The 14,278-nt window shown below is 70.1% G+C and carries 11 protein-coding genes and 2 tRNA genes; 7 read left to right on the forward strand and 6 right to left on the reverse strand.

Annotated elements, in window-relative coordinates:
• Positions 1-830 precede the first annotated feature (830 nt).
• The 6 genes from BN3788_RS19170 to BN3788_RS00870 all read right to left on the reverse strand — a co-directional run bounded on the left by BN3788_RS19170 (position 831) and on the right by BN3788_RS00870 (position 7,721).
• On the reverse strand, positions 831-1,361 hold the full coding sequence (locus BN3788_RS19170) for a hypothetical protein (protein WP_147525025.1): 531 nt from the start codon (positions 1,359-1,361) through the stop codon (positions 831-833).
• A 282-nt stretch (positions 1,362-1,643) separates the two neighbouring features.
• On the reverse strand, positions 1,644-2,864 hold the full coding sequence (fdhA, locus tag BN3788_RS00850) for a formaldehyde dehydrogenase, glutathione-independent (RefSeq protein WP_066581880.1): 1,221 nt from the start codon (positions 2,862-2,864) through the stop codon (positions 1,644-1,646).
• A gap of 103 nt (positions 2,865-2,967) precedes the next feature.
• Complete coding sequence (locus tag BN3788_RS00855) at positions 2,968-4,212, reverse strand: amidohydrolase (RefSeq protein WP_108723747.1); 1,245 nt, start codon at positions 4,210-4,212, stop codon at positions 2,968-2,970.
• A gap of 148 nt (positions 4,213-4,360) precedes the next feature.
• Positions 4,361-6,874 carry an MMPL family transporter gene (locus tag BN3788_RS00860; RefSeq protein ID WP_066581883.1) on the reverse strand — a complete coding sequence of 838 codons (2,514 nt, stop codon included), beginning with the start codon at positions 6,872-6,874 and terminating at the stop codon, positions 4,361-4,363.
• 9 nt (positions 6,875-6,883) lie between these two features.
• Positions 6,884-7,576: a TetR/AcrR family transcriptional regulator gene (locus tag BN3788_RS00865; RefSeq protein WP_234346412.1), complete on the reverse strand. Its 693-nt coding sequence runs from the start codon at positions 7,574-7,576 to the stop codon at positions 6,884-6,886.
• Positions 7,577-7,647: 71 nt separating this feature from the next.
• A tRNA-Gly gene (locus tag BN3788_RS00870) sits at positions 7,648-7,721 on the reverse strand.
• Between the two features lie 124 nt (positions 7,722-7,845).
• On the opposite strand from BN3788_RS00870, the gene BN3788_RS00875 reads away from it, so the two are divergent.
• From BN3788_RS00875 to BN3788_RS00905, 7 genes are all read left to right on the forward strand, one after another.
• Positions 7,846-7,922, forward strand: a tRNA-Pro gene (locus tag BN3788_RS00875).
• A gap of 233 nt (positions 7,923-8,155) precedes the next feature.
• Positions 8,156-9,556 (forward strand): trigger factor, encoded by a 1,401-nt coding sequence (tig, locus tag BN3788_RS00880; RefSeq protein WP_066581885.1) that lies wholly within the window; start codon positions 8,156-8,158, stop codon positions 9,554-9,556.
• A gap of 202 nt (positions 9,557-9,758) precedes the next feature.
• Positions 9,759-10,382, forward strand: a complete 624-nt coding sequence (locus BN3788_RS00885) for an ATP-dependent Clp protease proteolytic subunit (protein ID WP_066581887.1) — start codon at positions 9,759-9,761, stop codon at positions 10,380-10,382.
• Positions 10,383-10,425: 43 nt separating this feature from the next.
• Positions 10,426-11,127 carry an ATP-dependent Clp protease proteolytic subunit gene (locus BN3788_RS00890; protein WP_066581890.1) on the forward strand — a complete coding sequence of 234 codons (702 nt, stop codon included), beginning with the start codon at positions 10,426-10,428 and terminating at the stop codon, positions 11,125-11,127.
• Between the two features lie 191 nt (positions 11,128-11,318).
• Positions 11,319-12,605, forward strand: a complete 1,287-nt coding sequence (clpX, locus tag BN3788_RS00895) for an ATP-dependent Clp protease ATP-binding subunit ClpX (protein WP_066581893.1) — start codon at positions 11,319-11,321, stop codon at positions 12,603-12,605.
• Positions 12,606-12,651: 46 nt separating this feature from the next.
• Positions 12,652-12,969 carry a chorismate mutase gene (locus BN3788_RS00900; protein ID WP_066581894.1) on the forward strand — a complete coding sequence of 106 codons (318 nt, stop codon included), beginning with the start codon at positions 12,652-12,654 and terminating at the stop codon, positions 12,967-12,969.
• Positions 12,970-13,081: 112 nt separating this feature from the next.
• Positions 13,082-14,278, forward strand: coding sequence for a baeRF2 domain-containing protein (locus BN3788_RS00905; RefSeq protein WP_066581900.1), 1,197 nt, complete (start codon positions 13,082-13,084; stop codon positions 14,276-14,278).

The following is a 14,278-nucleotide window of genomic DNA, read 5'->3' on the forward strand; positions in this document are numbered from 1 at the left end:
CGCGCCCGCATCGTTCCCGAATCCTGTATAGGAGTCTGCCTGGCCATTTGGTGCGATCTTGTATGAGGTTGTGCCGGTGTGGAACCGGGTGGTGTCGACGGTGACCACGGCCGAACCGTTCAGTTCTTTGATCGCAGTGGCCTCACGTTGCTCCTGTGACAATTTGTCGATCTGAAGCTGGTACCCGGAGTCCGTGTTGCGAGATGACGCGCTGCGGACGACCGCGAGTCCGAACTCCTCCGGGTCGGTGACAGCCAGGTTGTGGTCGCCGGTGAGCAGGTTCACGTTGCCTGGCCCGACATCTGCGGTGGCCGCGCCGGTTGCGTTTGGATCGACCGTCAGGGTGACCCACCCTGTGGCCTGCGCGCCATTGCCGGCAGAATCGAGCGCAACGACAGCGCGTACCTGGACGGGGCCTACTCCTCCTGCGGCGCCCTCGCCTACGTTCCACACTGTGTATCCAGCGGAAGTCAAAGGAATGATGCCCCAGGCCGAAGGTGCGGCCTGGGTCCAGGAGGTCCCCTGTGACGTCGTCAACTCGGCAGATGGCACTACTGAGAATGTGCCGGAGTCTGGTCCGCGCCGCCACTCGAATCGCGCGTGCGTGAACTGAGGTCTGGCAGTGACTGAGAGCCGTGCTCGATTGACGACGCGGGCTCCGTCCTCAGGGGTTAGGAGTCCCCCCGACACCTACGTTGAATGCGTACTTGACGATTCCTGAGACGTTGCCGGCCCGGTCGACTGCCTGCACCTGGAGCGCGTGACGGCCGACGGTCGGAGGGGTCACTGAGAAATTTCCACCTGCGACGACCTGATTAGGATCCGGGGCCTTATTTAGGCCCCACCGGTTTAGTGGCGGTGTCGCTACTAGGGGAGGTTCCATCGGTCGCGCTGCCTCCGGACAGCACCAGGTCGGCGCTCTGCGCAACGGGCCGCACCAATCCGTCCTCGCTGAACTCCAAGGTCAGGTCGACGGCAGCCCAGTCCTCGACGGCGGTTCCGTCACCGCCCTGTCGAACCCACACCGGACCTGAACCCTGCCCCGCAGCCAGGGAGCCGTTGGGCAGTGCTAGCACGGAGCCGAACTCGGTGCGCTCGGCGAGGATTTCCACGGGCTCGTTAGTGAGCCTGGCAATCGCTGCCGCGCTCACCGCGTCGGCCGCGGTGAGGGGCTCGTCAGCGACAGCGGGCGCCTCCGGGGTTTGTGACTCATCGACCTCGGGTGTGGCAACAGGCGTGGCTTGCGCTGGTGGGATGGTGACGAGCGTGAAGAGGAGCGCTAAGGAAACGGGGATTGCCGCAGCAGGAACCACCCGTCGCCACGATTCAGGAATGCCGAAACCACCGACCAGTGCGCCCACGCGATTCCCCCTGCGAGCCCGCGCGACGTCGCCGCGCGCATCCGAACTCGCCAGCAGGTTCGTCGAGCCCCCGGCCCCGAGGTCGGCGCAGCTTTGCGTCGTTCACGGTGAGACGGAAACTAGCAGCCGACTCGTTCGGCTGTGGGCGGTTCGAGAATACTCGTGGGGTCGGGTTTGTCGGGCTCGCGGGAGCCCGCAGCGCACCCGTACGCGCCCTGCGGCGCGTCACGTGGAGCGTGCGGAGGGGCGCTCGGCATCGACAACCCCTCCGCACCACGTTGCTCACGCTGCGGCGAGGTACCCGTTCGGGTTGAGCACGTACTTGCGGGCAGCCCCGGCGTCGAACTCCGCGTACCCCGTCGGCGCCTCGTCGAGCGAGATCGGGACCGCGTTGACGTTGTCCGCGATGTGCACGCGGTCGCCGAGGATCGCCATCATCAGGCCCCGGTTGTACTTCATGACGGGGCACTGCCCGGTGGTGAAGGACAGCGACTTGGCCCACCCGGTGCCGAGGCTCAGTGACAGGGAGCCCTTCTGCGCGGCCTCGTCGATGCCGCCCGGGTCGCCGGTGACGTAGAGCCCGGGGATGCCGAGCGCGCCGCCGGCGGCGGTGATGTCCATCAGCGAGTTGAGGACCGTCGCCGGGGCCTCGTGGCCCGAGTCGGACCCGTGCCCCTTCGCCTCGAAGCCGACGGCGTCGACGGCGCAGTCGACCTCGGGGACGCCGAGGATCTGCTCGATCTGGTCGGCGGGGTCCCCTTGGGTGAGGTCCACCGTCTCGCAGCCGAAGCTGCGGGCCTGGGCGAGCCGGTCGGCGTTCATGTCGCCGACGATCACCGCCGCGGCGCCCAGCAGCAGGGCGCTCGTCGCCGCGGCGAGCCCGACGGGCCCGGCGCCTGCGACGTAGACGGTCGACCCGACACCGACGCCTGCCGTCACCGCCCCGTGGAAGCCGGTGGGGAAGATGTCCGACAGCATCGCCAGGTCGAGGATCTTCTCCATCGCCTGGTCCTTGTCCGGGAACCTCAGCAGGTTCCAATCCGCGTAGGGCACCAGCACGTACTCGGCCTGCCCGCCGACCCAGCCGCCCATGTCGACGTACCCGTACGCGCTGCCCGGTCGGTCCGGGTTCACGTTCAGGCAGACGCCGGTCTTGCGCTCCTTGCAGTTGCGACATCGCCCGCACGAGATGTTGAACGGCACCGACACCAGGTCGCCGACCTTGATGAACTCGACGTCCGAGCCCACCTCGACCACCTCGCCGGTGATCTCATGGCCCAGCACCAGGTCCGGCGGCGCGGTGGTGCGCCCGCGCACCATGTGCTGGTCGGATCCGCAGATGTTGGTCGCGACGGTCTTGAGGATCGCGCCGTGCTCGACCTTCCTCCCGATGTTGGCCGGGTTCACCCCTGGCCCGTCGTGCAGCTCGAAATCGGGGTAGTCGGTGTCGATGACCTCGACGACACCCGGCCCCTTGTAGGCAACTGCTCTGTTGCTCGGCACGGTGCTCCTCCTCGCTCGGCGAGTCGCCCCCCACGGGCGGCTCCGTGTCCGATTCAGACTAGATCTCAGAATCCGGACGGGCTCGCCGGGGGAGCGACGGCGCTCACGCGGGTGGCAGCCAGGTCCGTGCCGCGAGGACGAGCGCGCTCACGCCGATCGTCAGCGTCGGCTCGATGACGGGCGCGTAATGCGGGGAATGGTTGGAGGGCACGGTTCGCAGCGCCGGGTCGCTCATGTCCCCGGTGGTGAACAGCGAGGGGTCGGTGCCGCCCAGCAGCCAGTAGGACAGGGGCGCGCCTGCGGCCGTCGCGAAGATGCCGACGTCCTCGCTGCCGGCCCCGGCGCCGGGGTCCATGACCTTGTCCGCGCCCAGCCATGCCGCGAACGCGTCGAGGGTCTTCTTCAGCGCCACGGGGTCGTTCACCACCACGGGGAACCGCTCGATCTCGGTGATCGTCGGCTCCTGCGGTGCCCCCGCCGTCGCGGCCTCGCCCCGCACGATGCGGTCGACGCTGTCGAGGATGTGCTGCCTGACATCGGTGTCGTAGCTCCGGATGTTCAGTTGCAGCTCGGCCTCGCCCGGGATGACGTTCGCCGCGTCGCCGGCGTGCACCGAGCCGACGGTGAGCACCGCTGTCGCCGTGCTCGGGATCTCCCGCGAGATGACCGTCTGCAGGCGGAGCACCGTGGCGGCGGCCATGACGATGGGGTCGATCGACGCCTGCGGCATCGAGCCGTGCGCGCCCTTGCCGACCAGGCGCACCCGCAGCGAGTCCGAGCCCGCGTATGCCGGGCCGGGGTGCGCGGCGATCTTGCCGGCGGGGAACGGCGCCACATGCTGGCCGAGCACCACATCGGGCTTCGGGAACTTCTCGTAGAGCCCGTCGTCGACCATCGCCTGGGCGCCGGCGCCCAGCTCCTCGGCGGGCTGGAACACGAGCAGCAGCGTGCCGGACCAGCTCGCGGTGTCGTGGGCCAGCACCTCGGCGGCGCCCAGCAGGCATGTGGTGTGCAGGTCGTGGCCGCACGCGTGGTCGACGGGCACGGTCTTGCCGTCCTGGTCGGTGGCCGTCACCGTGCTCGCATAGTCGAGCCCGGTGTCCTCCTTGACCGGCAGGGCGTCCATGTCGGCCCGCAGCAGCGCGACCGGCCCCGGGCCGTTCCTCAGCACGCCGACCACGCCCGTCTGGCCGACGCCAGTGGTGACCTCGAAGCCCAGGCCGCCGAGTCGGTCCGCGACGATCCCCGCAGTCCGATGCTCTTGGAACCCGAGTTCTGGATGGCGGTGGAGGTCCTTGTACAGGTCCACCAGTGCTGGATCGATCGCGACGCCCTCGTCTGCGGCCACGGCAAGCCCCCTGTCCACGGTGCTCTCAGGCTAGGCACGTGAACCCCGGGCGGCGAGCCGGGGCAAGGACGGCCTCTGCGCCCACCACGCACCGTGCCGCCCTCCCCGACGAGGAAGGCGGCACGGTGCGGTCCGGCGCTGCGAACGGTCAGTCGCGGGCGCCGATGGCGCTCTCCGTGACGAGGACCTCGTGGTGCGGGTGTCGGCGCTCGAGTGACGCGCCCTCGACGTCGACGTCCGGCATGACCCGGTCGAGCCATGCGGGCAGCCACCAGGCCTTGTCCCCTGCGAGGTGCATGAGCGCCGGCACCAGCGTCATGCGGACGATGAACGCGTCGACCAGCACGCCGAACGCGAGCGCGAACCCGATGGGGCGGATCATGGCGCTCTCCGAGAACACGAAGCCGCCGAACACCGCGATCATGATGACCGCGGCGGCGGTGACCACAGCCCGTCCGGCCCGGACGCCCTGCACCACGGCGAGGCGGGCGGGAGCGCCGTGGGCGTAGGCCTCGCGCATGCCCGATCCGATGAACAGCATGTAGTCCATGGCCAGGCCGAAGAGGATGCCGACCAGGATCGTGGGCAGGAAGTTCAGGATCGGGCCGGGGGACTCGACGCCGAACAGGTTGGATAGCCAGCCCCACTGGTAGATCGCGACGACCCCGCCGAGCGCGGCGAAGTAGGACAGGATGAAACCGAGGGTGGCGATCACCGGCACGAAGATCGACCTGAACACGAGGATCAAGATGATCAGCGAGAGCCCGACCACGACGGCGAGGTAGATCGGCAGCGCGTCGGCCAGCTTGTCGGAGATGTCGATGTTGCCGCTCGCCGATCCCGCCACGCCGATCTCATACGTCCCGTCGAGCGGGGACGCGTCACGCAGCGTGTGCACGAGCGTCGCCGTGGACTCGCTCGTCGGGCCCTCGACCGGGACGACCTGGAAGGCCGCGACAGTCCGGTCCTCCGACGAGCCGATCGGCGCCACCGCTGCGACGTCGTCGTAGGCGAACAGCGCCTCGGCGATCTCGAGCTGCGCCGCGACGGCCTCCTGCTCGGTCGGTGTTCCGGGCAGGTCGGCGACCACCAGCAGCGTCCCGTTCTGGCCCTCGCCGAACTTCTCGGAGATCGCGGTGTACGCCCGGTACTGGGTCGAGTCATGTGCCTCCGACGAGCCGTCGGGCAGGTTCATCCGCAGGCTGAGCGCGGGGATCGCGATGAGCAGCAGCCCTGCGATGCACGCGACGACGGAGCCGATCGCGCGCCCGGTGGACATGGGGCGCGGGGGAGCGGTGCGGTGGGTCGCCGCGGCGGCCGGCGCGGACGTCCCGGCGCCCGCGAGCCGCTCGCGCTCCTTGCGGCTGAGGATGCGCATCCCGGCCAGCTTCAGCAGCGCTGGCGTCAGGGTCACCGCGACGAGCACGGCGATCGCGACGCACATGGCCCCCACCGTGCCCATCAGCCCGAGGAAGGGGATGCCGGTGATGTTCAGGGCGAGCAGCGCGATGAGCACCGTGGCGCCGGCGAACACGACAGCGTTGCCCGAGGTCCCGTTCGCGAGGGCGATGGACTCGTCGAGGGCATCGCCGTCCTTGAGCTGGCGGCGGTGCCGGTTGACGATGAACAGCGCGTAGTCGATGCCGACGGCCAGGCCGAGCATGACCCCCAGGATCGGGGTGACGGAGGCCATCTCGACGACGCCCGAGAGCGACATCGCACCGAGGGCGCCGATCCCGACCCCGATCACCGCGGTGAGCAGCGGCAGGCCCGCGCCGAGGAACGTGCCCAGCATGACCACCAGGACGACGGCCGCGACCAGGAGGCCAGCGATCTCGCCCACCCCGAGGATCTTCGGGGCGCCCTGCGTGAGGTCTGAGGAGAGGTCCACCTGGACGCCCTCGACGGTCTCGTCGGTGAAGGTCGCGATCAGGGCGTCCTTGGTCTCCTTCGGGACGTCCATCTGCGTCTCGGCGAGCATGACGGTCACCACCGCGGCGCTGCCGTCCTCGGAGACGGTGCGAATCTCGGTCGCCATGTCCAGCAGCGCCGCGCCCGCCTCGAGCTGGGCGCCCTGCGCCTCCAGCTCGGCGCTCTGGGCCTCGAGGTCCGCCAGGCCCTGGTCGATCATCGCCTGCTGCGCGTCGAGGCCGGCCAGCGCCTCGGGTCCCGCGCCTGCCGCCTCGGCCTGCTCGCGTGCCGCGTCGAGCTGCGCCTGGCCAGCGGCGATCGTGCCCCTGGCCTCGTCGATCTGCGCGCGCCCGCCCGCGATCTGGGCCTGGCCGTCCGCGATCTGCTGCGCCTGGCCGCTGCGCTGCGCCTCGGTGGCGAACGGGTCGACGACCGTCACCACGCCGTCGATGTCCGCGGCCTCGGTGATGAGCTCGCCGATGCCGGCCCGCTGGGCGTCCGTGAACGCCGAGCCGTCCTCGGTCTGGACGACGACCGTGCCGGTGCCGCCGGACGCCCCGGGCATCTCGGCTTGGAGCCGGTCCGTGACCTGGGTGGTCGGCGTGTGGGGAATGGAGAACGTGGTGGCCAGCGTGCCGCCGAACAACGCGAACGCGACGCCGGCGAGCACGAGGATCGCGCACCAGATCGCGATCACTCGACGTGCGTGCCGCGCTGAGGCGCCGCCGACGCGGTACAGGAATTCAGCCATGAGGTTCCTTCAGGAGAGGGTCGGCGACGGTGCGTCGCCGGATTCAGGCGTGGTCGTGGGTGGTGCGCCAGCGCCGTGGCCGGCGCGCACGGTCTCGATGAGCTGTTCCAGCAGCTCGGACCAGATCCGCCGCGACTCAGGGCTGTCGACGGCCCCGGTGGCCGCGGCCCAGTGGTGGTGCAGGACGCCGACCCCGCTGGTGAGCGCACCGACGAGGAGGTCGAGCGCCAATGGGTCGGTGTCGGGACGGCGGCGCAGCTGCTCGGCCCTGATCCGCTCGTTGAGCTCGGTGAACGCCCGCAGGGCCATCAGGCCCTTGCCCTGTGCGGATTTCGGGTCGCAGTCGCCGAGCACCCGGGTCAGGTACGACATGGGCCCGACCAGGTCTGCTGAGCGGAAGCCCTCGACGATCTCGTCGACCATGGAGGTGGCGGGCTGGGGGGAGCCGGTGCTCGGGCGGGCTGCCACGAGGCTGTCGACGACCGAGCTGAGCACGTCGCCGCACACCTCGGCCACGACGTCGTCGAGGGAGGCGAAGTGGTTGAACACCGTCCGGCGGGACACTCCAGCCCGCTGCGCGAGCTCGTCGACAGTGAACGCCGTCCCGTGCCGCTCGTCCATGAGGGCCGCTGCCGCATCGACGATCGCCTGGCGGTGGCGCGTCTTGAGCGCCACACGGCGGTCGCCGTCGGGGAGGGTCACGCCGCGAGGTTATGCACGTCGATGCACTGAGTGCAATTTGTTGCGCCGCGCTGCGGTCGGATGGAGGTGGGTGGAGCGGGTGACGAGAATCGAACTCGCGTAGCCAGTTTGGAAGACTGGGGCTCTACCATTGAGCTACACCCGCGCGGCCGGCTGGGCCGGACTGCGGGTCTAGGTTAGCGGCTCCGACAGGGTGGTCGTGCAGGCACGTTGCCCGGGACGCGTGGCGCAGCGCTGAGCAGGCGCTGCGCACTAGACTCTGCGGCGCACGGGATGTGGCGCAGGTTGGTAGCGCGTCCGCTTTGGGAGCGGAAGGTCGTGGGTTCGAATCCCGCCATCCCGACCAGTTCCTCGCCATGGGCTCCTCCTCCGGGGCGTCTGCGTGACCTGCGTCGTCGCAGCGCGTGGCCGCACGGCGGCGCGGTGCCGTACGATCGATGGGCCGGTGCGCGCGTCCAGATTCCTTGCCCGCACGCGCCGCCGCGTGCCCTGCGAGTCGCGTTGACCGCCTTGAGGCCCGCGCCCGCGACCAGGCCGGAGACTCCGGCGCACCACCCCGAGCAGTTGGAGACCACTGAAGTGAAGAGCGCCGTCGAGAGCCTGGACGCCACCAAGGTCAAGCTGACCGTCGAGGTGTCGTACGACGAGCTCAAGCCGAGCATCGACCACGCCTACAAGCACATCGCCGAGCAGGTGAACGTGCCGGGCTTCCGCAAGGGCAAGATCCCGCCGCGGATCATCGACCAGCGCGTGGGTCGTGGCGCCGTGCTTGAGCACGCCATCAACGAGGGCCTCTCCGGCTTCTACGCCGAGGCGGTCCGGGACAACAAGCTGCGCCCGATGGGCCAGCCCGAGGTCGAGGTGACGAAGGTCCCCGAGCTCACTGACGCCGAGGGCGAGCTGCACTTCACGGCCGAGGTCGAGGTCCGCCCCGAGATCACCGTCCCCGAGCTGGACGGCATCACGCTGTCCGTCGACGACGTCGAGGTCACCGACGAGGACGTCACGGGCCGCCTGGACGCGCTGCGCGAGCGCTTCGGCACCCTCGTGGGCGTCGACACCCCCGCGGCCGAGGGCGACTTCGTCGTGCTGGACCTCGAGGCGAAGATCAACGACGAGCAGGTCGACTCGGTCAGCGGCATCAGCTACCAGATCGGCTCGGGCAACATGCTCGAGGGCCTCGACGAGGCGCTGACGGGTCTCTCGGCTGGCGAGACCACGACGTTCGAGACGGCGCTCGCCGGTGGCGAGCGCGCGGGCGAGACGGCGCAGGTCACCGTCACGGCCACGACGGTCAAGCAGCGCGAGCTGCCCGACGCCGACGACGACTTCGCCCAGCTCGCGAGCGAGTTCGACACGCTGGACGAGCTCAAGGAGGACCTGCGCGAGCAGGCCGCCCGCATCAAGGCCTCGAACCAGGCCGTGCAGGCCCGTGACCTGCTGCTCGAGCAGCTCCTCGCGGCCGTCGAGGTCCCGGTCCCGGCCGGCGTCATCGAGGCCGAGGTCACCCGTCACCTGGAGTCCGAGGGCCGCCTGGAGGACGAGGAGCACCGCACGGAGGTCGCCGAGCAGGCCGCCACCGCGCTGCGCAACCAGATCCTGCTGGACACCCTGGCCGAGAAGCTCGAGATCAAGGTCAGCCAGAGCGAGCTGCTCGACTACCTGGTGAGCGCCTCGCGCCAGTACGGCATGGACCCGAACACGTTCGTCCAGACCGTCGACCAGCAGGGCCAGATCCCCGCGATGGTCGGTGAGGTCGCGCGCTCCAAGGCGCTCGCGGTCGCGCTGCGCCAGGTGGCGGTCAAGGACGCCTCGGGCGCCGAGGTCGACCTGTCCGAGTTCATCGGATCGGACGAGGAGGACGCCGCGGCTGACGCCGCCGACGCCGCTGTCGAGGCCGCCGCCGCGACGGTGTCGGACGACGACGAGGGCATCGTCTTCGACGACGAGGCCGAGGCGACGGACGAGCCCAAGGCCTGATCCACAGCTGAATCGGCGAAGGCCCCGCACCCCCGTGGTGCGGGGCCTTCGCCGCGCCCGGGCGACGGTGTGCGCCGTCAGCGAAAAGACGCCTCGGCGGGACGTTCGGGGCAGGTGCGCCGCGTTAGGGTCGCAGCACGTGCAGGGGCCAGGACCCGGGTGATCCGGGGTCCGGCCGACACAGTCTGACGAGGGAGCCTTCGTGAACGACCACACGCCGGGGATCGCCCGGGCCGACTCTGCGGGGCTCGGCCTCAACGACAGCATCTACAACCGGCTGCTGCGTGAACGCATCATCTGGCTCGGCACGGAGGTCCGCGACGAGAACGCGAACGCCATCTGCGCCCAGATGATGCTGCTGGCAGCCGAGGACCCTGAGAAGGACATCTGGCTGTACATCAACTCGCCCGGCGGCTCCATCACCGCGGGCATGGCGATCTACGACACCATGCAGTACATCGGCCCGGACGTCGCGACCATCGCGATGGGCATGGCCGCCTCGATGGGGCAGTTCCTGCTCTCGTCGGGCGCCAAGGGCAAGCGTTACGCCACGCCGCACGCCCGCGTGATGATGCACCAGCCGTCCGGCGGCATCAGCGGCACGGCCACGGACGTGCGCATCAACGCGCAGCTGATCATGCACATGAAGAAGACGCTCGCGGAGCTCACCGCCGAGCAGACGGGCAAGACGCCCGAGCAGATCAACTCCGACTCCGATCGTGACCGGTGGTTCACCGCGACCGAGGCGCTCGAGTACGGCTTCATCGACCACGTCGTCACCACAGCCGGCGCCGTCACGGGCGGTGGCGGCACGGAGAGCTCCTGACCGGGCTGCCGACCGACCACCGCGAGACACGAGGAGAACCCCAGTGAGCATCGAGTCCCAGTTCATGGCCCGCGCCGGGCGTTTGAGCGGCTTCGGAGGCGCGGCGCCCGCGGCCCCGAGCAGCCGCTACGTGCTGCCCCAGTTCGAGGAGCGCACGGCCTACGGCTTCAAGCGCCAGGACCCCTACACCAAGCTCTTCGAGGACCGCATCGTCTTCCTCGGCGTGCAGGTGGACGACGCGTCCGCTGACGACGTGATGGCCCAGCTCCTGGTGCTGGAGAGCAGCGACCCGGACCGTGACATCACGCTGTACATCAACTCGCCCGGTGGCTCGTTCACCGCGCTGACGGCGATCTACGACACGATGCAGTACGTCAAGCCGCACATCATGACGGTCTGCCTGGGGCAGGCCGCCTCGGCCGCCGCCGTGCTGCTCGCGGCGGGGACGCCCGGCAAGCGCCTCGCGCTGCCGAACGCCCGCGTGCTGATCCACCAGCCGGCGATGGAGAACGGTGGCTACGCGCAGGCGTCCGACATCGAGATCCACGCCAACGAGCTGATCCGGATGCGCGAGTGGCTCGAGGAGACGCTCGCGCACCACACGAGCCGTCCGGTGGAGCAGATCCGCCAGGACATCGAGCGCGACAAGATCCTCACGGCGGCGCAGGCGCTCGAGTACGGCCTGATCGACCAGGTGCTGGCGTCCCGCAAGGGCGCCGTCGCCACCACTGTCGAGCCGTCCTGACCTGATCCCGGCCGGGCCCCCGCGCGGGGCCCGGCCGGGACATGTCGGGGGCGCTGCGGCCCGGCGGGCTGACATCGCGGCGTCGGTGGTGTGCAATGGTGGGAGCACGGTCAAGCGTCCAACTCGGGCGCGGGGCCGCGGATGACCGCACCGCCCGCCGGGCGGAGGCGACACGAGAGAAGGGGACGGACGTGGCTCGCATCGGGGACGGGGCCGATCTCCTCAAGTGCTCGTTCTGCGGCAAGTCCCAGAAGCAGGTCAAGAAGCTGATCGCGGGCCCAGGGGTCTACATCTGCGACGAGTGCATCGACCTGTGCAACGAGATCATCGAGGAAGAGCTCGCCGAGTCCACTGAGGTGGGCATGGTGGACCTGCCGAAGCCGAAGGAGATCTTCGCCTTCCTCGAGGAGTACATCGTCGGGCAGGAGCCCGCGAAGCGGTCCCTCGCGGTCGCGGTGTACAACCACTACAAGCGGATCCAGGCGGGCGAGCAGAGCCGCGCCCCGGGCTCCGCAGGTGAGGACGCGATCGAGCTCGCGAAGTCGAACATCCTGCTGATCGGCCCCACGGGCTGCGGCAAGACGTATCTCGCGCAGACTCTCGCGAAGATGCTGAACGTCCCGTTCGCCATCGCGGACGCCACGGCGCTGACCGAGGCGGGCTACGTGGGCGAGGACGTCGAGAACATCCTGCTCAAGCTCATCCAGGCCGCCGACTACGACGTCAAGCGGGCCGAGACGGGCATCATCTACATCGACGAGGTCGACAAGATCGCCCGCAAGAGCGAGAACCCGTCGATCACTCGCGACGTCTCCGGCGAGGGCGTGCAGCAGGCGCTGCTGAAGATCCTCGAGGGCACCACCGCGTCGGTGCCGCCGCAGGGCGGGCGCAAGCACCCGCACCAGGAGTTCATCCAGATCGACACGACGAACGTGCTGTTCATCGTGGCCGGGGCCTTCGCGGGTCTCGATGAGATCATCACGTCACGTGCCGGACGCCGGGGGATCGGCTTCGGGGCGCCGCTGCACTCCGCCGACGACATCGACGTCTACGACGAGGTCATGCCGGAGGACCTGCTGAAGTTCGGGCTGATCCCCGAGTTCATCGGCCGCGTGCCCGTCATCACCACCGTCTCCCCGCTGGACCGCGACGCGCTGGTGCGGATCCTCACCGAGCCGCGCAACGCGCTGGTCAAGCAGTACCAGCGGATGTTCGAGATCGACGGCGTCGAGCTCGAGTTCAGCGATGACGCGGTGACGGCCATCGCCGACCAGGCGCTGCTGCGCGGCACCGGGGCGCGTGGGCTGCGGGCCATCATGGAAGAGGTCCTGCAGCAGGTGATGTTCGAGGTGCCGAGCCGCGACGACGTCGAGCGCGTCGTCATCACGCGCGAGGTCGTGCTCGAGAACGTCAACCCGACGCTCGTCCCGCGTGAGGCGCCGAGCACCAAGCGGACGCCGCGCGAGAAGTCGGCCTGACGGACAGGTCCCAGGTGGGCCTGCCGCCCACGCCTAGGATCGACGTGTGAACGACTCGACCCCCCACGAGCTGCCCCCCGAGCTGCTCCGGCTCCGCGGCAGCATCGACAACATCGACGCCGCGCTGGTGTACCTCCTCGCCGAGCGGTTCAAGGCGACGCAGCAAGTCGGCGTCCTGAAGGCCGCGCGCGGCCTCCCGCCGTCGGACCCGGCCCGTGAGGCGCGCCAGGTGGCCCGGCTGCGGGACCTCGCGCATGAGGCCGACCTCGACCCGGTGTTCGCCGAGAAGTTCCTCGCGTTCATCGTCGAGGAGGTCATCCGGCACCACGAGGAGATCGCGAACGGGCCAACCAGCGAGGTCTGAACCGCACTGGCGGGTGGCGGGCAGGCGATATCTGGCAGAGGGTGGAGAGGTCAGCACCCGGCCACGGAGGCCGCGGCCGGGTACATCCTCGACCCCCGGAGGCGCTGCTTCTATGGATCTGCAATGGCTCAAGCCCCTGCTCGGACGCCCGGCGCCGTTCACCACGGTGTACCTCGACTCGACAGCCGCGAACACCGCCGGTGGCACGGACTCCCTGGACAGGTGGCGGGCCCTGCGTCGCGATCTGGAGCAGCAGGGGGCGCCCATCTCGGTGATGGAGGACATCGGCGAGCTGGTGGCGCAGCCGACGGGCGTCCAGGGCGCCCACGGACGCGTGATCATCGCCGACAGCGAGGGCGTGGTGGTCGACCGGATCCTGGGCGCGCCACCCGCGCAGTCGCAAGCGACATTGGGTCCCGTCCCGGTGCTGTTGCCCGCCGCACAGGCGGCCGACGAGTCGACCCGGTTCTTGCTGGTCGAGGTCGACCGACAGGGGGCCGACCTGAGCTGGTCGGACTGGTCCGGGCTGAAGGTGACGGAGCCCGAGGCGATCGAGGGCGACCACGACGTGCTGCACAAGGTCCGGGAGGGCGGCGCGTCACAGCGGCGCATGGAGACCCGCGCGGAGGACTCCTGGGAGCGCAACGCCCAGTCGATCGCCACCGAGCTGGACCGCCAGGTCAGTGAGCGCTCACCGGAGCTGGTGCTCCTCACGGGCGACATCCGCGCGGTGGGCCTGGTGCGGGACGCTGTCGGCCACCATGTGCGCGAACGGCTCGTGGTGGTGCCCGGCGGCTCGCGCGCTGACGGCGTGAACGAGGAGGCGTTCCGGGCGAACCTCGAGGACTCGTTGCGGCTGCACCGGGCCCGGCGCAAGGAGCACATCCTCGAGCAGTACCGCATCGGGCACGGGCGGGGCGAGGGGGCGGTGACCGCGCTGGCCGATGTCGTGGACGTCCTGCGGCGCGGGCAGGTGCAGGAGCTGCTCTTCGCGGCGGATGCGCTGCAGCCCGGCTCGGTCCTGCGCGACGCGCGGCTGTGGATCGACAAGGACCCGCTGGAGATCGCCGTGACACGCGAGGAGCTCGAGTCGATGGGGGCGGGTGGCGACGCCGGGCTGGTGCCCGCGGACGTCGCGCTGGTGCGCGCCGCGGTGGCGCAGGACGCCGGCCTGACCTTCGCCGACGACGGCGCGGTGGAGCTCATGGACGGTGTGGGCGCGGTGCTGCGGTGGTCGGACGACTCCACGCCCAGCACGTCGGTGCCGAGCCAGTCCGCGGACACCACCCGGCTGCGCAGCGTCGGCTGA

Source organism: Cellulomonas timonensis, assembly GCF_900046455.1.
Classification (GTDB): Bacteria; Actinomycetota; Actinomycetes; order Actinomycetales; family Cellulomonadaceae; genus Cellulomonas_A; species Cellulomonas_A timonensis.